At 62.6% G+C, this 15,034-nt stretch carries 17 protein-coding genes; 9 read left to right on the top strand and 8 right to left on the bottom strand.

What is annotated here, in order from left to right; all coding sequences use genetic code 11:
- Positions 1-2 precede the first annotated feature (2 nt).
- Together QMO80_RS08030 and rnhA are read left to right on the top strand one after the other, a co-directional pair.
- Positions 3-968, top strand: coding sequence for a homoserine kinase (locus tag QMO80_RS08030; protein ID WP_283199594.1), 966 nt, complete (start codon positions 3-5; stop codon positions 966-968).
- Positions 965-1,420, top strand: a complete 456-nt coding sequence (gene rnhA / locus QMO80_RS08025) for a ribonuclease HI (protein WP_283199593.1) — start codon at positions 965-967, stop codon at positions 1,418-1,420. Before QMO80_RS08030 ends, rnhA begins: the two co-directional genes overlap by 4 nt.
- A gap of 230 nt (positions 1,421-1,650) precedes the next feature.
- On the opposite strand, the gene QMO80_RS08020 is transcribed toward rnhA, so the two are convergent.
- Positions 1,651-2,157 (bottom strand): NUDIX hydrolase, encoded by a 507-nt coding sequence (locus QMO80_RS08020; RefSeq protein WP_283200140.1) that lies wholly within the window; start codon positions 2,155-2,157, stop codon positions 1,651-1,653.
- A gap of 446 nt (positions 2,158-2,603) precedes the next feature.
- On the opposite strand from QMO80_RS08020, the gene QMO80_RS08015 reads away from it, so the two are divergent.
- Positions 2,604-3,542 (top strand): IS110 family transposase, encoded by a 939-nt coding sequence (locus QMO80_RS08015; protein WP_283200139.1) that lies wholly within the window; start codon positions 2,604-2,606, stop codon positions 3,540-3,542.
- 123 nt (positions 3,543-3,665) lie between these two features.
- Here the strand turns inward: QMO80_RS08015 and QMO80_RS08010 are convergent, their stop codons facing one another.
- The 3 genes from QMO80_RS08010 to QMO80_RS08000 all read right to left on the bottom strand — a co-directional run bounded on the left by QMO80_RS08010 (position 3,666) and on the right by QMO80_RS08000 (position 5,733).
- Positions 3,666-4,736 (bottom strand): putative zinc-binding metallopeptidase, encoded by a 1,071-nt coding sequence (locus QMO80_RS08010; protein WP_283199592.1) that lies wholly within the window; start codon positions 4,734-4,736, stop codon positions 3,666-3,668.
- A gap of 85 nt (positions 4,737-4,821) precedes the next feature.
- Positions 4,822-5,013, bottom strand: a complete 192-nt coding sequence (locus tag QMO80_RS08005; RefSeq protein WP_049730841.1) for a CsbD family protein — start codon at positions 5,011-5,013, stop codon at positions 4,822-4,824.
- Between the two features lie 114 nt (positions 5,014-5,127).
- Positions 5,128-5,733 carry a YqgE/AlgH family protein gene (locus tag QMO80_RS08000; protein WP_012556819.1) on the bottom strand — a complete coding sequence of 202 codons (606 nt, stop codon included), beginning with the start codon at positions 5,731-5,733 and terminating at the stop codon, positions 5,128-5,130.
- Positions 5,734-5,873: 140 nt separating this feature from the next.
- On the opposite strand from QMO80_RS08000, the gene QMO80_RS07995 reads away from it, so the two are divergent.
- The 6 genes from QMO80_RS07995 to QMO80_RS07970 all read left to right on the top strand — a co-directional run bounded on the left by QMO80_RS07995 (position 5,874) and on the right by QMO80_RS07970 (position 10,660).
- Positions 5,874-6,713: a protein-disulfide reductase DsbD domain-containing protein gene (locus tag QMO80_RS07995; protein WP_283199591.1), complete on the top strand. Its 840-nt coding sequence runs from the start codon at positions 5,874-5,876 to the stop codon at positions 6,711-6,713.
- Between the two features lie 83 nt (positions 6,714-6,796).
- The gene (locus QMO80_RS07990; protein WP_283199590.1) at positions 6,797-7,282 is read left to right on the top strand and encodes a peroxiredoxin; all 486 of its coding nucleotides are present in this window, start codon (positions 6,797-6,799) and stop codon (positions 7,280-7,282) included.
- A 718-nt stretch (positions 7,283-8,000) separates the two neighbouring features.
- Complete coding sequence (locus tag QMO80_RS07985) at positions 8,001-8,129, top strand: hypothetical protein (protein WP_283199589.1); 129 nt, start codon at positions 8,001-8,003, stop codon at positions 8,127-8,129.
- Positions 8,126-8,875, top strand: a complete 750-nt coding sequence (locus QMO80_RS07980; RefSeq protein WP_283199588.1) for a metal ABC transporter ATP-binding protein — start codon at positions 8,126-8,128, stop codon at positions 8,873-8,875. The genes QMO80_RS07985 and QMO80_RS07980 overlap by 4 nt, the downstream gene beginning before the upstream one ends.
- Positions 8,872-9,744: a metal ABC transporter permease gene (locus tag QMO80_RS07975; protein ID WP_283200138.1), complete on the top strand. Its 873-nt coding sequence runs from the start codon at positions 8,872-8,874 to the stop codon at positions 9,742-9,744. Before QMO80_RS07980 ends, QMO80_RS07975 begins: the two co-directional genes overlap by 4 nt.
- 16 nt (positions 9,745-9,760) lie before the next feature.
- Positions 9,761-10,660, top strand: coding sequence for a metal ABC transporter solute-binding protein, Zn/Mn family (locus QMO80_RS07970; RefSeq protein WP_283199587.1), 900 nt, complete (start codon positions 9,761-9,763; stop codon positions 10,658-10,660).
- A gap of 33 nt (positions 10,661-10,693) precedes the next feature.
- Here QMO80_RS07970 and QMO80_RS07965 read toward each other — a convergent pair whose 3' ends face one another.
- From QMO80_RS07965 to QMO80_RS07950, 4 genes are all read right to left on the bottom strand, one after another.
- Positions 10,694-11,386: a substrate-binding domain-containing protein gene (locus QMO80_RS07965; protein WP_283199586.1), complete on the bottom strand. Its 693-nt coding sequence runs from the start codon at positions 11,384-11,386 to the stop codon at positions 10,694-10,696.
- Between the two features lie 76 nt (positions 11,387-11,462).
- Complete coding sequence (locus QMO80_RS07960; RefSeq protein WP_049730848.1) at positions 11,463-11,771, bottom strand: Dabb family protein; 309 nt, start codon at positions 11,769-11,771, stop codon at positions 11,463-11,465.
- A gap of 97 nt (positions 11,772-11,868) precedes the next feature.
- The gene (locus QMO80_RS07955; protein WP_283199585.1) at positions 11,869-14,049 is read right to left on the bottom strand and encodes a methyl-accepting chemotaxis protein; all 2,181 of its coding nucleotides are present in this window, start codon (positions 14,047-14,049) and stop codon (positions 11,869-11,871) included.
- 420 nt (positions 14,050-14,469) lie between these two features.
- Positions 14,470-14,895, bottom strand: coding sequence for a hypothetical protein (locus QMO80_RS07950; RefSeq protein WP_283199584.1), 426 nt, complete (start codon positions 14,893-14,895; stop codon positions 14,470-14,472).
- Positions 14,896-15,034 lie beyond the last annotated feature (139 nt).

The following is a 15,034-nucleotide window of genomic DNA, read 5'->3' as shown; positions in this document are numbered from 1 at the left end:
ACTTGGCAGTCTATACCGATATCGCCGAAGACGATCTGAAATGGTTCCTGACGGAATATGACGCGGGCACGCTGCTCTCCTATAAAGGCATCGCCGAGGGCGTCGAAAATTCCAATTTTCTGCTGCACACCTCCAAGGAGCCGCTGATCCTGACGCTTTATGAGAAGCGCGTTGAAAAGACCGATCTGCCCTTCTTCCTCGGCCTGATGCAGCATCTTTCCGCCCGCGGCCTGTCCTGCCCGCTGCCGTTGCCGCGCCGCGACGGCGCGCTGCTCGGCTCGCTCTCCGGCCGCCCGGCGGCGCTGATCTCCTTCCTCGAAGGCATGTGGCTGCGCAAGCCCGAGGCGAAACATTGCCGCGAAGTCGGCCGGGCGCTCGCCGAAATGCATGTGGCTGGCGACGGTTTCGAACTGACGCGGGCGAATGCGCTGTCGATCGACGGCTGGCAAACGCTCTGGGAGAAATCCGAGGCGCGCGCCGGCGAGGTCGAGGCCGGCCTGCAGGACGAGATCCGCAGCGAACTCGCCTTCCTCGCCGCCGCCTGGCCGAAAACCCTGCCGGCCGGCGTCATCCATGCCGACCTCTTCCCCGACAACGTCTTCTTCCTCGGCGATGAGCTCTCCGGCCTGATCGATTTCTATTTCGCTTGCAACGACCTGCTCGCCTATGACGTTTCGATCTGCCTGAATGCCTGGTGCTTCGAAAAGGACGGCGCCTACAACATCACCAAGGGCACGGCGATGCTCGAGGGTTATCAGAGCGTGAGGCCCCTGAGCGGCGACGAGATCGCCGCCTTGCCGGTACTGTCTCGCGGTTCGGCGCTGCGGTTTTTCCTGACGCGGCTCTATGACTGGCTGACGACGCCCGAGGGCGCCATGGTCACCAAGAAGGACCCGCTCGAATATCTCCGCAAACTGCGCTTCCACCGCCAGATCAAATCGCCGGCCGAATACGGATTGAGCCTATGAAACACGTCGATATCTTCACCGACGGCGCCTGCTCCGGCAATCCCGGCCCCGGCGGCTGGGGCGCGGTGCTGCGATACGGCGATGTCGAAAAAGAGCTGTGCGGCGGCGAGGCGGATACGACCAACAACCGCATGGAACTGCTGGCGGCAATCTCGGCGCTCCAGGCCCTGAAGAGCCCCTGCGAGGTCGATCTCTATACCGACAGCGCCTACGTCAAGGATGGCATCTCCAAGTGGATTTTCGGCTGGAAGAAAAACGGCTGGAAGACATCAGACAAGAAGCCGGTGAAGAATGCCGAGCTCTGGCAGGCGCTCGAAGAAGCCCGCAACCGCCACAAGGTGACGCTGCACTGGGTCAAGGGCCACGCCGGCCACCCGGAAAACGAACGCGCCGATGAACTGGCGCGGCGGGGCATGGAGCCGTTCAAGAAGGGTAAGGCGGTTTCGCTTTAGCCGGATAGGCGTTACGCCTGTGCTTAAAGGCTGCCCCTCACCCTAACCCTCTCCCCGTAAACGGGGCGAGGGGACGTGCCACGCGAGACGTTGGCGAGGGACCGAGAAGCGCGGCATGCCCCCTTCTCCCCGCGCGCGGGGAGAAGGTGCCGGCAGGCGGATGAGGGGCAGGCGGCGATCTCTCTGGGTTGAGGATTTAACCGGGCAGGCAGCGGTCTAAGGTGACTTCATCAAATCGCCATATCGCGCCGCACCAGATGCTGGACCCCGTCCGGCATCGTCTCGATGAGGTCACGCAGCGGCATCGGTTGCAGATTGAACCGATCGAGCGCGGCTCTGTTTGGCAAAGCCCAGCAAAATTCCAGATCGGCTGCGCCGTCACGGATACGGTGGACGATATCGGTTTCATGGAAGGGCAGGGCGCTCAGGAGCTCCGCCTCATAGTAGAAACCGACTTCATGAACCCTTCGTCCCGCGAGCTCGAAAAAATTCTCGATGATGAAGCGCAATGGCCCGACCGTGGCCGGGCAGCCGATCTCCTCTTCTATTTCGCGGGCAAGCGTTTCTGCGCCCGCCTCGTGAAACTCCACGCGCCCGCCGGGCAGGACCCAGAAAGTGTCGCCGACGACGCGATGGATGAGGATATGGCCATGGGATCGGATCAATGCACCGGCCCGCAATTGGAAGCGGGAATTGCTGGCATCCAGCACGATCATGGTTCGAGCAGCATCGTCCATGGTTCTGAGTCCTCCGGGGTTAAACGCCAAGGGGCCTATCTCGGGCTTTGAAGGCAGACAATGGGTGGGTTGCATTTGCCCTTGCTCCCTTGAGCTTCTGACGGGCAAACGACGAATGCGACGTTGCCACTATTCCCCTTCTCCCCGGCGGGGAGAAGATGCCGGCAGGCAGATGAGAGGGTGAGCGGCGAAGCCGCGAATGCGCTGAGCGCGATCGAAGGGCAATTATGCCGGGTGTGCCGTGCGGCCCCCTTGTATCTGCACGTTAGTGATTTCGTGCGATGGAAGCGATTGAGCCTCTGGCCGGGTGGCCACCCGGCCAGAGGCGTGACGAAGTCGCCCGTCCCCCCTCCGGTTACAACCGTGGATGAGCCTGGGATCTTCGTCATCGTCACGTACGACCGAATAGTCGCTTGGTTCCAATCGCACGCACAAGGCAGGTTACCGTGAACAGAGTTATATGTGGAGTGGATGTTTCGAAGGACTGGCTGGATGCGTTTATCCGCCCGTCCGGGACGTTTGAGCGTTTCAGCAATGACGCCACCGGCATTGGCGCGCTGGCCGATCTTTGCCGGGCCGAGAGTGTCGATCTCGTCGTCATGGAGGCGTCGGGCGGCTATGAGCGGACGGCCTTCCTGTTGTTGTGGGAGTTGGGGATCGCCTGCGCGCTTGCCAATCCGCGCCATGTGCGCCGCTTTGCCGAGGCCATGGGCTTTCTGGAAAAGACCGACCGCATCGATGCGGCGATGATTGCCCATTATGCCGAAGCCAAGCGGCTGGCTGCCCTTCCGCCGCCGAAAGCCGCGCAGCTGCGGCTGTCGGCGCTGATGACGCGGCTGTCCCAGATCACGCGTGACCTGACCGTTCAAAAGCAGCGCCGCAGTGCAGCCGCCGATAGGGCGATCGTGGAAAGCCTCGATGAGGTGATCGCGCTTTTGATGCGCCAGAGCCGTACCCTCGAAGGTGAGATTGCCTCGATGATCGACGACGATCCGCTCTGGGCCTGCCTCAACCAGGCCTTTCGCGCGATCAAGGGCGTGGCCAACCGCACCGTTGCCAGGCTGATGGCCGAATTGCCCGAGATCGGCCGGATCTCCAACAAGGCGATCGCCAAGCTGGCCGGCCTGGCGCCGATTGCCAACGACAGCGGCAAACGCAGCGGACACCGGCCGGTGCGCGGCGGGCGCTCCGGACCACGCGCCATTCTGTTCCTGGTTGGCGCCATCGCAGCTCGACACGATCCGCATCTGGCGGCATTCCAGCAAAGGTTGCAAAGCCAGGGCAAACCGAAAATGGTCATCCGCATCGCGCTCGCTCGAAAGCTCCTGGTCATTCTCAATGCAAAAGCACGAGATGCGCGAAGAGAATTCGAATATGCAACTTGACAGCCCAGATAGTCGCTCATCCGACCCTTCGGGCCACCTTCTCCCCGCTGGGGAGAAGAGGGAGCAAGCCGCGACCTGCGGCGTGCACCCCACGAAGTGCCTCTGACCTCTCTCATCCACCTGCTACGGCGCCACCGTCGCCCCCTGGATCAGCCGGTGCAGATATTCGAGCTTGGCCACGACGGGTGACGACAGCACGAAGGGGTAGGAATCCGGTTGGCCCATGCTGCGCTGGATGGCGTTGATGGCCAGGCTGAGCGGCACCCAGGCGCTGACCAGTTGTTCGGCGCTGCTTGCCCGGTAAGGGATGAAATCCACCTCGCCTGCTATTTCCTCGTGGCCGCGCGGATCGATGGCGATGCCGAAGGCGCGCGCGGTTTCGAGCGTGTCGACGATATGGAGGTAGTGGGCGAAACATTCGGCGAAATCTTCCCAAGGATGGGAGGCCGCATAGGCGCTGATGAAATTGTCCTGCCATCCCAAGGGCGCGCCGCCGGCATAGTGGTTTTGAAGGGCGGCCGCGTAATCCTGCCGTTCGTCGCCGAAGACGGCGCGGAATTCCGCCAGGCCGTCGCGGTCGCGTATCAGCTTGTTCCAGATGAAATGGCCGGTCTCATGGCGGAAATGGCCGAGCAGGGTGCGATAGGGTTCGTTCATCGAGCTGCGCGCCTGCTCGCGCGTCGCATCGTCGGCCTCGGCGGCGCGGATGGTGATCAGGCCTTCCTCGTGGCCGGTCATGGCAGGCACGACATAGCCGTTGCTCTCGATCGCGTCCTCGAGGAAATCGAAGACCAGGCCACCTTGAGGATCCTGCACCCGATCGGGATGCGGCAGCCTCCAGCGCAACAGCGAATAGAAAAGATGCCGCTGCGCCTGGCTGATGCGCCGCCAGCGATCGATGCCGTTCTGGGTATCGGTGTTCGGAACCAGCCGGTTGTGGCGGCAGGCAGCGCAGAATTCGCTGTCGCTATCGCCGTCCACCAGCCAGTTGCAGATGTCGAGGCCGGCATTGGCGCAGAAGCGGACGTCGCGGTCGGGATTGGAAACAAGCTGCCAGAGCGTCTCGTCGCGCGGCTCCAGCGCATGCATGGCGAGATCGCCCGGCCGGAAGCCGAGTCGATGGTTGCAGCGCACGCAATGGCGGTTGTCGAAGTGGACGACCTGATCGCAGTTGTCGCAGGCGAAAAGCTTCATCGTATATTCCTGCAGGGTGGCGGATTAAAAATGCCTGCCGCGCGAGGAGCGCAGCAGGCATGGTTCATGACGGATGAGCTTAGGCTCAGAGCCGATCGACGGCGCCCTTGAGCTTGTCCTTGACCTTGCCGGTTGCGACCTGCCCCTTGCCTTTGGCTTCCTGAACGGCGCCCTTGGCCTGCATTTCGCGATTATCCGTGGCCTTGCCGACGGCCTGCTTGGTCTTGCCGGCAATTTCGTTTGCCTTGCCTGAGATCTTGTCGCTGGTGCTACCCATATGTGATGTCTCCTTCGTCAAGCATGGGCCTCGTGCCCGTGTTTGCCGAAATGAAACGTCAGCCGGCGAAATTCGTTCCCGCTTTGTCAGGCCAGCTTTATCAGGCCAGCTTTATCAGGCATGCCCGGCTTCGGCCGAAAGCATGGCGGCGGTCACGCCCATGCCGGCGAGCGCCCGCTCGTATTTGTCGTCGAGGCTGCGATCGAAGATCAGTTCTTCATTGGCCGGGCAGGTGAGCCAGCCATTGTTGACGACTTCGTTTTCCAGCTGGCCGGCCCCCCAGGAGGAATAGCCGAGCAGCATCGTCGCGCGCGTCGGGCCATCGCCCTTGGAGATGGCGCGCACGATGTCGAGCGTCGCCGTCAGGCAGATGTCGTCGCTGACCGGGATCGAGGAGTCGCTGGAATAATCGTCCGAATGCAGCACGAAGCCGCGGCCGCTTTCCACCGGGCCGCCGGTCTGGATCGGGAAATCGCGCGCCCGCTGCGGCAGCACGATCTGATCTTCCTGCTTGATCATATCGAGATGCAGCAGCACATCGGTGAAGGTCAGGCTTTGCGGGCGGTTGATGACGAAGCCCATGGCACCGGCATCGGAGTGCGCGCAGATATAAATCACCGTGCGCGCAAAATTGCGGTCCTCGATGCCGGGCATGGCGATGAGGAACTGGCCATCGAAGAAGCCACGTTCCCGTCTGTTCTTCAGCGTCGATAAGGACATCGTTCCTCCTGCTGCCGACCGCATTGAGGCCTTGACAAGAGAAACATGGGCCAATGTCACACATCAATCAACCAAAAATGAAGATTTAAATCGCCGTGACTTCTGGCGGCGAAACCCCAGTTTCGGTAAACCGTTGTTCCATGATGATTATTTCCTCAGTACCGCGCCGGCTTTTCATGGCGGTCATCTCAATGGGCGCAGCCCTTGCCGCCCATTGTTCGGCTCACGCCGAAATGAGCGGCTGGGCGGAGAACGAGGGCGGCCGCATGCGCCTCGTTGCACTTGCCCCCGATGCCGCCGGCAAAATCCGCGCCGCGTTGCAGATCGAGCCGAAACCCGGCTGGATCACCTATTGGAAAGAGCCCGGCAACAGCGGCATTCCGCCCCAGCTCACCATCGCGGCGGGAAGCGGCGTCACGCTCGGTGCCATCGCCTATCCCGTCCCGAAACATTTCTTCAACGGCGCGGTCGAGGATATCGCCTATGACGCGCCGGTAACGCTGCCGCTGTCGCTCAATGCGGCAGGCAAAGTCCCGGTCGAGATCGACGCCGTCGCCTTCATCGGCATCTGCAAGGATATCTGCATTCCCTTCCAGGCGAATTTTCAGCTGAAACTCGGCCCGGCCATCCAGTCCCACCCACAGGAGGAGGCGATCCTTGCGGCGGCCGATGCGACGCTGCCGAAGCCGCCATCGGCCGATTTCGGCGTGACCGCGCATGCGATGTCGCCCGATCGCAAGACGCTGTCGCTGACGCTGGCTTTGCCCGAAGGGGGCAAGGGCGCCCCCGATATCATCGTCACCGGCCCGAGCGGCTATGCCTTCACCAAGCAGATCGGCGGCAAACGCGACGGCGCCACCTTCAAGACCGATGTCGCCATCGGCAAGCTGCCGAAGGATTACGATCTATCGGGCAAACGCTGGGGTGTGCTGGTCATCGAAGGCGGCAAGGCGATGGAGACCACGCTTGCCTTTGAGTGACCGGGACCTATAGTCGCCTCGACCCCTGCGGCGCCCGCCGCTGAAAAGGCCAAAACCCAACAGCCGGAATCAAGGAGAAAACCATGACCATCGCGATCGGCGACAAGCTTCCTGCCGCCACCTTCAAGGAAAAGACCGCCGACGGCCCGGTCGAAATCACCACCGAACAGCTCTTCTCCGGCAAGCGCGTTGTGCTCTTCGCCGTGCCGGGCGCCTTCACGCCCACCTGCTCGCTGAACCATCTGCCGGGTTATCTCGAAAACCGCGATACCATCCTCGGCAAGGGTGTCGACGATATCGCCGTCATCGCAGTCAACGACTGGCACGTCATGGGCGCCTGGGCGCAATCCTCGGGCGGCATGGGCAAGATCCACTTCCTCGCCGATTGGGACGCCGCCTTCACCAAGGCCGCCGGCCTCGAAGCCGATCTCTCCGCCGGCGGCCTCGGCCTGCGCTCCAAGCGCTATTCGATGCTGGTGGAAGACGGCGTGGTCAAAGCCCTCAACGTCGAGGAAAGCCCCGGCCAGGCAACGGTTTCGGGTGCTGCCGCGATGCTGGAACTGCTGTGAGTTTTCGATAGGTATCGGGCGGGGCTGCCCCTCACCCTAACCCTTTCCCCGTTCTGACGGGGCGAGGGGACGTGCCTTGCGAGACGTTGGCGAGGGACGGGGAGGGCGCGGCATATCCCCTGGTCCGAAGGACGGGTCGAGACCCGTGGCTCGACCCCGGTCGGTGCCGGCAGGCGGATGAGGGGCGCACGCCGACGGTGAGTTTGCCAGAAACGCGCCCCCACTCTCCGTCATCCCAGGCCTCCGAGCCTGGGATCCATGCCCGGTGTGATCGAGGGCAGAGTGGATCCTCGGGGCAAGCCCGAGGAAGACGGAGCGTGGTGTGAGCTTTGTGGCAACTCCCAGCGACGGTGACGGAATAGCAGTGTCGTCGCGCCTCTTGCTCATGGTTCTCCCCACTCTCCGTCATCCCAGGCTTCCGAGCCTGGGATCCACGCCTGGTGCGATCGAGGGCGGAATGGATCCTCGGGTCAAGCCCGAGGAGGACGGAGGGCGTGGTGGCTTTTGGAGCAAGACAGCGATGTCTGGCCGGATGCGCGGGCATTGTGCTTCTCGCCGGTCGCTCTGGTAGCGTTCAGCACGCTCGGGCGAAGCGCCCAGATGTCAAATGGCCGCACCTCCCTATCCCGCAATAACAAGGGCGCGAACAAATCCCGCCTCAATCTCGCCGCAATCGTTATAACATAACCGTAATGTTATTACATTGTAGGATCAGCCAATGCCCCCGAGCCCCGACCGCCCCTCCGTCAGCCTGCTGGGACAGTCGGCTCTTTCAAGGGTGATCGGCATCTCGCTCATCGTCGCCGTCCTCTGGCTGGCGATCCATTGGGCGGTTCTGCTGCCATGACGCCGGTGATCCGTATCGACAATCTGACGGTCGCTTATAACCGGCACCCTGCCATCCATCACGTCTCCGGCGCCTTTGCACCGGGCAGCCTGACGGCGATTGCCGGGCCGAACGGGGCGGGTAAGTCGACGCTGTTGAAGGCGATCATGGGGGAGCTTCGACCAGTCGAGGGCAGGGTCGAGCACCGGCTGGGACGGGCGGAGTTCGGTTATCTCCCGCAGGCGGCCGAGATCGACCGGCGGTTTCCGATCTCGGTCATCGACACCGTCATGCTCGGCGCCTGGAAGGCGGCAGGCGCCTTCGGCCGCATCGCGCCCGGCGAGATCAAAAGGGCAGGCGAGGCGCTGTCGGCGGTCGGCCTTGAAGGTTTTGGAAAACGCCATGTCGGATCGCTGTCGGCCGGACAGTTCCAGCGTGTGCTGTTTGCCCGGCTGCTGTTGCAGGACGCCGGCATCATCCTGCTCGACGAGCCGTTTACCGCAATCGATGCCCGCACCACCAAGGATCTCATCGATATCGTCACCCGCTGGCATGGCGAGGGCCGCACCGTCATCGCCGTGCTGCATGATTTCGAGCTCGTCCGGGCGCATTTCCCCGAGACCCTGCTGCTTGCCCGCGAGCTTGTCGGATGGGGGCCGACCGCCGAGGTCATGTCGTCGGCCAATCTGCTGAAAGCCCGCGCCATGGCCGAGCGCTGGGACGAGGATGCCGAGGCTTGCGGCCCCGAACAGGTGCCGGCGGCATGACGGCTTACGATCTCTTCCTCGCGCCCTTTGCCGATTTCGGCTTCATGCGCCGTGCGCTCGTCGCCTGCCTTTGCCTCGGGCTCGGCTCCGGGCCGATCGGCGTCTTCCTGATGCTCAGGCGCATGAGCCTGATGGGCGACGCGATGAGCCATGCCGTGCTGCCGGGGGCAGCGATCGGCTATCTCGTTGCCGGCTCGCTGTCACTGACCGCGATGGGGCTCGGCGGCCTCGTCGCCGGCCTGTCGGTGGCGCTGCTTTCCGGCGCCGTCAGCCGGATGACCGTGCTGCAGGAGGATGCGAGCTTTGCCAGCTTCTATCTCGCATCGCTGGCGCTCGGCGTGCTGATCGTCTCGCTGCGCGGCTCGAATATCGATCTGCTGCACGTGCTCTTCGGCACCATTCTGGCGATCGATGCCTCGGCGCTTTATCTCATCGGCGCGATCACCTCGCTGACCCTTGTCGTCCTCGCCTTCATCTACCGGCCGCTGGTGGCCGAGTGTTTCGATCCCGGCTTCCTGCGCGCCGTCGGCGGGCGCGGGCCGGTCTATCACCTCCTCTTCCTGCTGCTGGTAGTCCTGAACCTCGTCGCCAGCTTCCAGGCGCTCGGCACGCTGATGGCGGTCGGCCTGATGATGCTGCCGGCGGCCGTCGCCCAGCTCTGGTCGCGCAGCCTGGCCGTGATGATGGCGATCGCGGCCGCAAGTGCCGCCGCCTCCGGCTATCTCGGGCTGATCGCCTCCTACCATCTGGAACTTGCCTCCGGCCCGACGATCATCATGACGGCGGCCGTGATTTACGCCTTCTCCATCCTTTTCGCGCCCTCGGGCATTGCCCGGCGCTTCTTTCCCCGCCCGCATCTGAAGGGCTGATCCCAAGGAGACTTCGATGACACCGTACAGACTGCTTCTTTCCGCCGCCATCCCCGCTTTGATGACGCTGTCGGCCGTGCCCGCTTCCGCCGAGACGCTGAAGGTCGTGGCCTCCTTCACCGTGCTTGCCGACGTCGTCAAACAAGTCGGCGGCGACCATGTAAAAGTGACGAGCCTCGTCGGGCCGAACGGCGATCCCCATGAATTCGAGCCGTCGCCTGTTGATGCCAAGAATTTGAACGCGGCTCAGGTGACCTTCGTCAGCGGCGAAGGGCTGGAAGGCTGGATGGACCGGCTGATCACCGCCTCGGGCTATAAGGGCAAGCCGGTGACCGTCTCCGAGGGCATCGACGTCAGCACCATGGAAGAGGACGGCGAAAAAATCACCGATCCGCATGTCTGGAACAGCCCCGTCAACGTCAAGATCTGGGTCGCCAACATCGAAAAAGCGCTGTCATCGGCCGATCCTGCCGATGCCGCTGCCTTCAAGGCCAATGCTGAGAAATACACCAGGACGCTGGACGAATTGAACGCCTACGCCCATGCGAAATTCGACAAGGTCGCCGACGACCGCCGCAAGGTGCTGACCAGCCATGATGCCTTCGGTTATTTCGGCCGCGAATATAATGTCACCTTCCTGGCGCCGCTCGGCCTCTCCACCGAAAGCGAGGCATCGGCCGCCGACGTCGCCAAGCTGATCGAGCAGATCAAGACCGAGCATGTGAAAGCCTATTTCTTCGAGAATTCCAATGACCCGCGCCTGGTCAAACAGGTCGCCAAGGCAACGGGCGCGGAGCCCGGCGGCGAGCTCTATGTCGAATCGCTCTCCGACGCCAAGGGACCGGCGCCGACCTATGAGAAGATGTTCCGCTACAATGTCGACCAGCTCGCCGCCGCCATGGCGAAATCGAGCTGAGGAGCGGGGGGCTGCGGGTCGTGCGCCGATGTGTTATCGGCGTTCGACCCCCTTTGTCGCCAGGATATTGTCAACGGCAGTCGACGTCAGAAACTTCGACAGCTGCCTGGCGGCTTCTGCGTTGGTTGAATCGGCGCTGATGCCAATGGCGAAGTCGATATAACTCTGGAGCTCGGCCGGAAACCGGCCGACAAGCATGACCTCGGGAGCGGCGGCGAGAATTGACGTGACGGGAACGACACCCAGCTCGGCTTCGCCGCGGCCTACCGCCGACGCTGTCTGCCCTCCCGGGATGGCTACCAGCTTGGGCTTCACCTCATCGGCTATTCCCAGGCGATCCAGCAAACCGGAGAAGTAACCGCCGCTGGTTCCGTCACTGGCGTAGGCGATCGATCCGGCGCTCTTCAATGTATCTACGAAGGCTTCCACGGATCCGATGTCGAGCGGTCGGCTGCCCGCCTTGGCTGCCACTCCCATGCCTATTCGGCCGAAGGCGACCTGGCTCCCCGCCCTAACCTTTCCCGTGGCAGTCAGATCCTGAATCATCGGCGGATTGATGATGACGAGATCGAAAGCTTCCCCGGCTTCAATCTGCTTCTTGACTGTCGGATTGACTTCCCACTTGAGCGCAACCGTCAGGCCCGTGGCGGTTTCGAACGTGGGAATAACAGCAAGGATGGCGGGCCGGACCGCGATTGCGCCAAAAAGCCGGACTTCCTGATTCATGGCCCAACCCGAAATCGGTGGAAACGATTTTCGCTAGGATATGGACGCAGCCCGCATTCCGCAACTGCCGGCCGTTTCATATATTGAGGTCGAAGACCAGGATGCCGGCCAGGCCTCCGTCGGTCGAGGAGACGATGCGCTCGCCGACGGTCACATGCTCGGGATGGATGAGATAGGCGTCGCGGGCCTCGGGGCTTTCGAAGGTCACGGCAAAACCGTCGACGAAGCCGCCATGCAGGCCCTCGGGCGAAACGTTCGGCCCGTATTTGATATCCAGGATGCCGGGAATGACCTGCTTCAGGGCGACGATCGCCGCAAACAGCGATTGCTTCTCGTCTCCAGTCACCGCGGTCTTCAGCCGCAGGAATACGCAGTGCAGGATCATCAGTGCTCCTCCCGATTTTCTGTGCCGGCAGAATAGCCGCGAAAGCCGGGAGGGCAATGGGATTTATTTTCACGCAGACGTTGCTGCGTGAAGGGGATCAGCTCGCCAGCTTCATCGCGCCTGCCGGCTGTCCGCCGCGCGACATTGCGCCGCCGAGGCCGAAGCGGCCGACGACGGCTGCGAGGTTCTCCGTTTCCTGGGCAAGCCCCTGTGCCGCGGCCGTTGTTTCCTCGACCATGGCGGCGTTCTGCTGGGTGACCTTGTCCATCAGGTCGGCGGCGGCCGAGACCTCCCGCAGGCTGGTTGCCTGCGCCTGCGCGCTGGTGGCGATTTCATTGACCGTGTCGCTCATGCCGACGACGCGGTCGACGATCTTGGAGAGCGCGACACCGGTCTCCTCGACCAGGTTGACGCCGGTCTGGACCTGCGACGACGACATCGAGATCAGCCCGCTGATTTCCTTCGCCGCCTGGGCGGAGCGCTGCGCCAGTTCTCTGACCTCCTGGGCGACGACGGCAAAGCCCTTGCCGGCTTCACCGGCGCGTGCGGCCTCGACACCGGCATTGAGCGCGAGCAGGTTCGTCTGGAAGGCGATTTCGTCGATCACCCGGATGATATTGCCGATCTTGCCGGAGGAGTTCTGGATTTCGGTCATCGCCTCGATCGCGCGGGCAACGACCTCGCCGCCCTTTTCGGCATCGGTCCGGGCAAGCTTCATCGTCTGCTGCGCGCTGTTGGCGCCGTCTGAGGTGTCGTTGACGCCGCGGGTGACGTCGCCCAGGGCTGCGACCGTTTCCTCGAGCGAGGCGGCCTGCTGTTCCGTGCGCCGCGCCAGATCGTTCGACGCCGTCGAAATTTCACCGAGGCCGGAGCGGATGGTGTAGACGGCGTGGACGACGTTGCGGATCGTGTCCTCAAGAGCGGAAACCGACGTGTTGAAGTTCGCCCGGATCGTCTCGAATTCCGGCGCCACCTTCTCGTTCATGCGCACGGTGAGATCGCCCGAAGCCAGAAGGTCGAAGCGGCTCTGCACGACTTCGACGAAATGGCGCAGATCCTCCGCCTTGGCCTGCTCGAGGTCGCCCTGGCGTTTGCGGTCGGTCTCGACCTGGGCCTGAAGCGCTTCCTGCTCGTCCTTGAGCGCCTCGCCGCGGGCGAGTTGATGGCGGAATTTTTCGAGCGCGCCCTTCAGGCTGCCGAGTTCGTCGGCGCTGCCATTATGGTCGATCGGCTCGCGATAATTGCCGCCCGCCATTTTCTGGACGGCGCTCAGAATACCGTTCAGCGGCTTGCCGATCAGGAAGCGGCTTGCCGTCAGGATGACGCCGAGCATCACCGCCAGAATGAGAAGGCCGCCGATGACGGTGTTGTAGATCTGCTGCCAGACCGGCGCCGAGAAGGTGGCGGCCGGCACGTCGAGAACGGCGGCCCAGGTGGTGTTCATGCCGCGGGCGGTGAAGGGGTAGACGAGGCGCACGGCGCCATCCGGCAAGTCCGAGATTACCCGCATCTTGCCGTCGGCCAGCGCCTGCTTGACATCGCTTGCGCCGGCATCGGCATAGTCCTTCATCAAATTGTCTTTGTCGGGATGGGCGAGCCACTTGCCGTCATTGGCCAGCAGCATGACCCGCCCACCATCGAAGGGGTGCATCTGCGTCAGGGCGGCTGTCAGATCATCGAGCTTGATGTCGACGCCGGCCAGCCCGACGACAGTGCCGTTTACCCGCATCGGCACCGAAACCGAGGTGACCAGCTTTTTCATGTTGGTGAGATAGGGAGAGGTGATGATCGGCTGCCCGGTCTTCAGCGGGGCGGCGTAATATTCGTCCTCAGGCTTGATGCTCCATGTCGAGAATTCCATCTTGCCGTCGTCGCCCTTGGTCCAATAGGGCGTGAAGATGCCTTCCTTGTTCAAGGCGTCGGTGCCGGTTGTCGGGTGGGGGCCGTCGATCAACTCGCACATCCAGGCGCCGAACACGCTCGGATATTGTGGGGCCACTGTTTTGATCATCGCAACGATGTCTGCCCGGCTTTTCGATCCGCCCTCGACGAAACCGGAAAGGCTTGCGGCGAGCGCCGCACCGGCCGAGGTCGCCTCGGTGATGTTGGTCGCCACCTGCTGGCTGACCATGGCCGCCTTTTCGGTCGCAAGAGCCATGACCTCACGCTCGGTATTGTTCTTGGCATTCACCGCATTGAAGGCGGTGTAAGCGATCAGGACGCCTGCGATCGCAGTGCCGGTCGCAAGGATGAGTTTCGCTGAAACGGTTCTGATCATCTTTAAGCCCTTCACTTCGGCTGATGAATTCTCTTCGGACGTGCGAGGTCATCGAGGAAGGCTGGCGACGCTGAAATGAGGGATAGGCGCGCCATGCATGCGTGCGGTCAGGCACGCGTCTCTGTCTTCGAAACCAGGCGATTTGAAATTTCGGCGGGCTCATCCCGAAGGGGCAGACGGAGATATCACCGCGCCCTGCAGATCGTCATCGAAGGCGGCAATTTCTCCGCATCGCGATGACGATCTTCATTGCATGCAACACAAGACCAGCAGTCGGTGAATATAAGCTTAAGGGCATAAGCCAATTGCAGCAAAACTGCGCAGTGGGTTTGCGTTCGGGAGGCGAAAAATCAAGTGAAACACGCACGCCGATTACTCAAGCCATCACGCAACCCCATCAGGCAAGCTTGCCAAACAGAACTACATTTGGTCGGTCGTGTTCATGGGGCGCTTGTAGATCTTCCGGACGAGGTCGGCGGACAAGGCGCGGGCCTGGTCTTTCTCCGCCGGCGTCATCGTCCGGCAGGTGATCCTGAGATTGGAACTGTCGAGCACGGTCGCAGCACCGGAATTGGCAATCACCAGATGCCAGCTGCAGGAGGCGACCTTGTCGATGGGGACGGCGCCATGGCAGCCTGTGGACAGGCAGAAGGCGACGGTCACCTGGGCGCCGTGATCGCCCTTCTGCGCCTGCTCCATGGCCGTCTTGTAATCCTTGACCCAGCGCTCGCAGTGTCCCTGTTTTTCTCCCGTCAGGCAGCTCTTGGTGGCGGGAGCGAGTTCGCCGGCCTGAAGCGGCGAGATGCAAAAAACACCCAGGGACAGGGTGAGCAGAAACTTGAGCATCGAATTTTCCTTGTGCAAGCCATGAGAGGTGCACATCGCAGGCCGTTGGTCAATGGTTTGGCGAAGGCGGTTGCAAATGCCTTCGTCCATTCGCGCAGCGCGCTGCTATGCGAAAACAGGGCCGAAGGCTGCCGGCCGT

The organism is Rhizobium sp. BT03 (genome assembly GCF_030053155.1).
GTDB lineage: Bacteria > Pseudomonadota > Alphaproteobacteria > Rhizobiales > Rhizobiaceae > Rhizobium.
The sequence above is the reverse complement of the archived record's forward strand: the minus strand, read 5'-3'. Positions and strand labels throughout refer to the sequence as shown.

What these genes read in the sequence shown, in the direction of transcription:
- QMO80_RS07960 (WP_049730848.1), bottom strand. Translation starts at nt 11,771, where the DNA reads ATGATCCTGCACTGCGTATTCCTGCGGCTGAAGACCGCGGTGACTGGA.
- QMO80_RS08010 (WP_283199592.1), bottom strand. Translation starts at nt 4,736, where the DNA reads ATGAAGCTTTTCGCCTGCGACAACTGCGATCAGGTCGTCCACTTCGAC.
- QMO80_RS07995 (WP_283199591.1), top strand. Translation starts at nt 5,874, where the DNA reads ATGATGATTATTTCCTCAGTACCGCGCCGGCTTTTCATGGCGGTCATC.
- QMO80_RS07965 (WP_283199586.1), bottom strand. Translation starts at nt 11,386, where the DNA reads ATGAATCAGGAAGTCCGGCTTTTTGGCGCAATCGCGGTCCGGCCCGCC.
- QMO80_RS07990 (WP_283199590.1), top strand. Translation starts at nt 6,797, where the DNA reads ATGACCATCGCGATCGGCGACAAGCTTCCTGCCGCCACCTTCAAGGAA.
- QMO80_RS07955 (WP_283199585.1), bottom strand. Translation starts at nt 14,049, where the DNA reads ATGATCAGAACCGTTTCAGCGAAACTCATCCTTGCGACCGGCACTGCG.
- QMO80_RS07950 (WP_283199584.1), bottom strand. Translation starts at nt 14,895, where the DNA reads ATGCTCAAGTTTCTGCTCACCCTGTCCCTGGGTGTTTTTTGCATCTCG.
- QMO80_RS08000 (WP_012556819.1), bottom strand. Translation starts at nt 5,733, where the DNA reads ATGTCCTTATCGACGCTGAAGAACAGACGGGAACGTGGCTTCTTCGAT.
- QMO80_RS07985 (WP_283199589.1), top strand. Translation starts at nt 8,001, where the DNA reads ATGCCCCCGAGCCCCGACCGCCCCTCCGTCAGCCTGCTGGGACAGTCG.
- QMO80_RS07975 (WP_283200138.1), top strand. Translation starts at nt 8,872, where the DNA reads ATGACGGCTTACGATCTCTTCCTCGCGCCCTTTGCCGATTTCGGCTTC.
- QMO80_RS08020 (WP_283200140.1), bottom strand. Translation starts at nt 2,157, where the DNA reads ATGGACGATGCTGCTCGAACCATGATCGTGCTGGATGCCAGCAATTCC.
- rnhA (WP_283199593.1), top strand. Translation starts at nt 965, where the DNA reads ATGAAACACGTCGATATCTTCACCGACGGCGCCTGCTCCGGCAATCCC.
- QMO80_RS07970 (WP_283199587.1), top strand. Translation starts at nt 9,761, where the DNA reads ATGACACCGTACAGACTGCTTCTTTCCGCCGCCATCCCCGCTTTGATG.
- QMO80_RS08005 (WP_049730841.1), bottom strand. Translation starts at nt 5,013, where the DNA reads ATGGGTAGCACCAGCGACAAGATCTCAGGCAAGGCAAACGAAATTGCC.
- QMO80_RS07980 (WP_283199588.1), top strand. Translation starts at nt 8,126, where the DNA reads ATGACGCCGGTGATCCGTATCGACAATCTGACGGTCGCTTATAACCGG.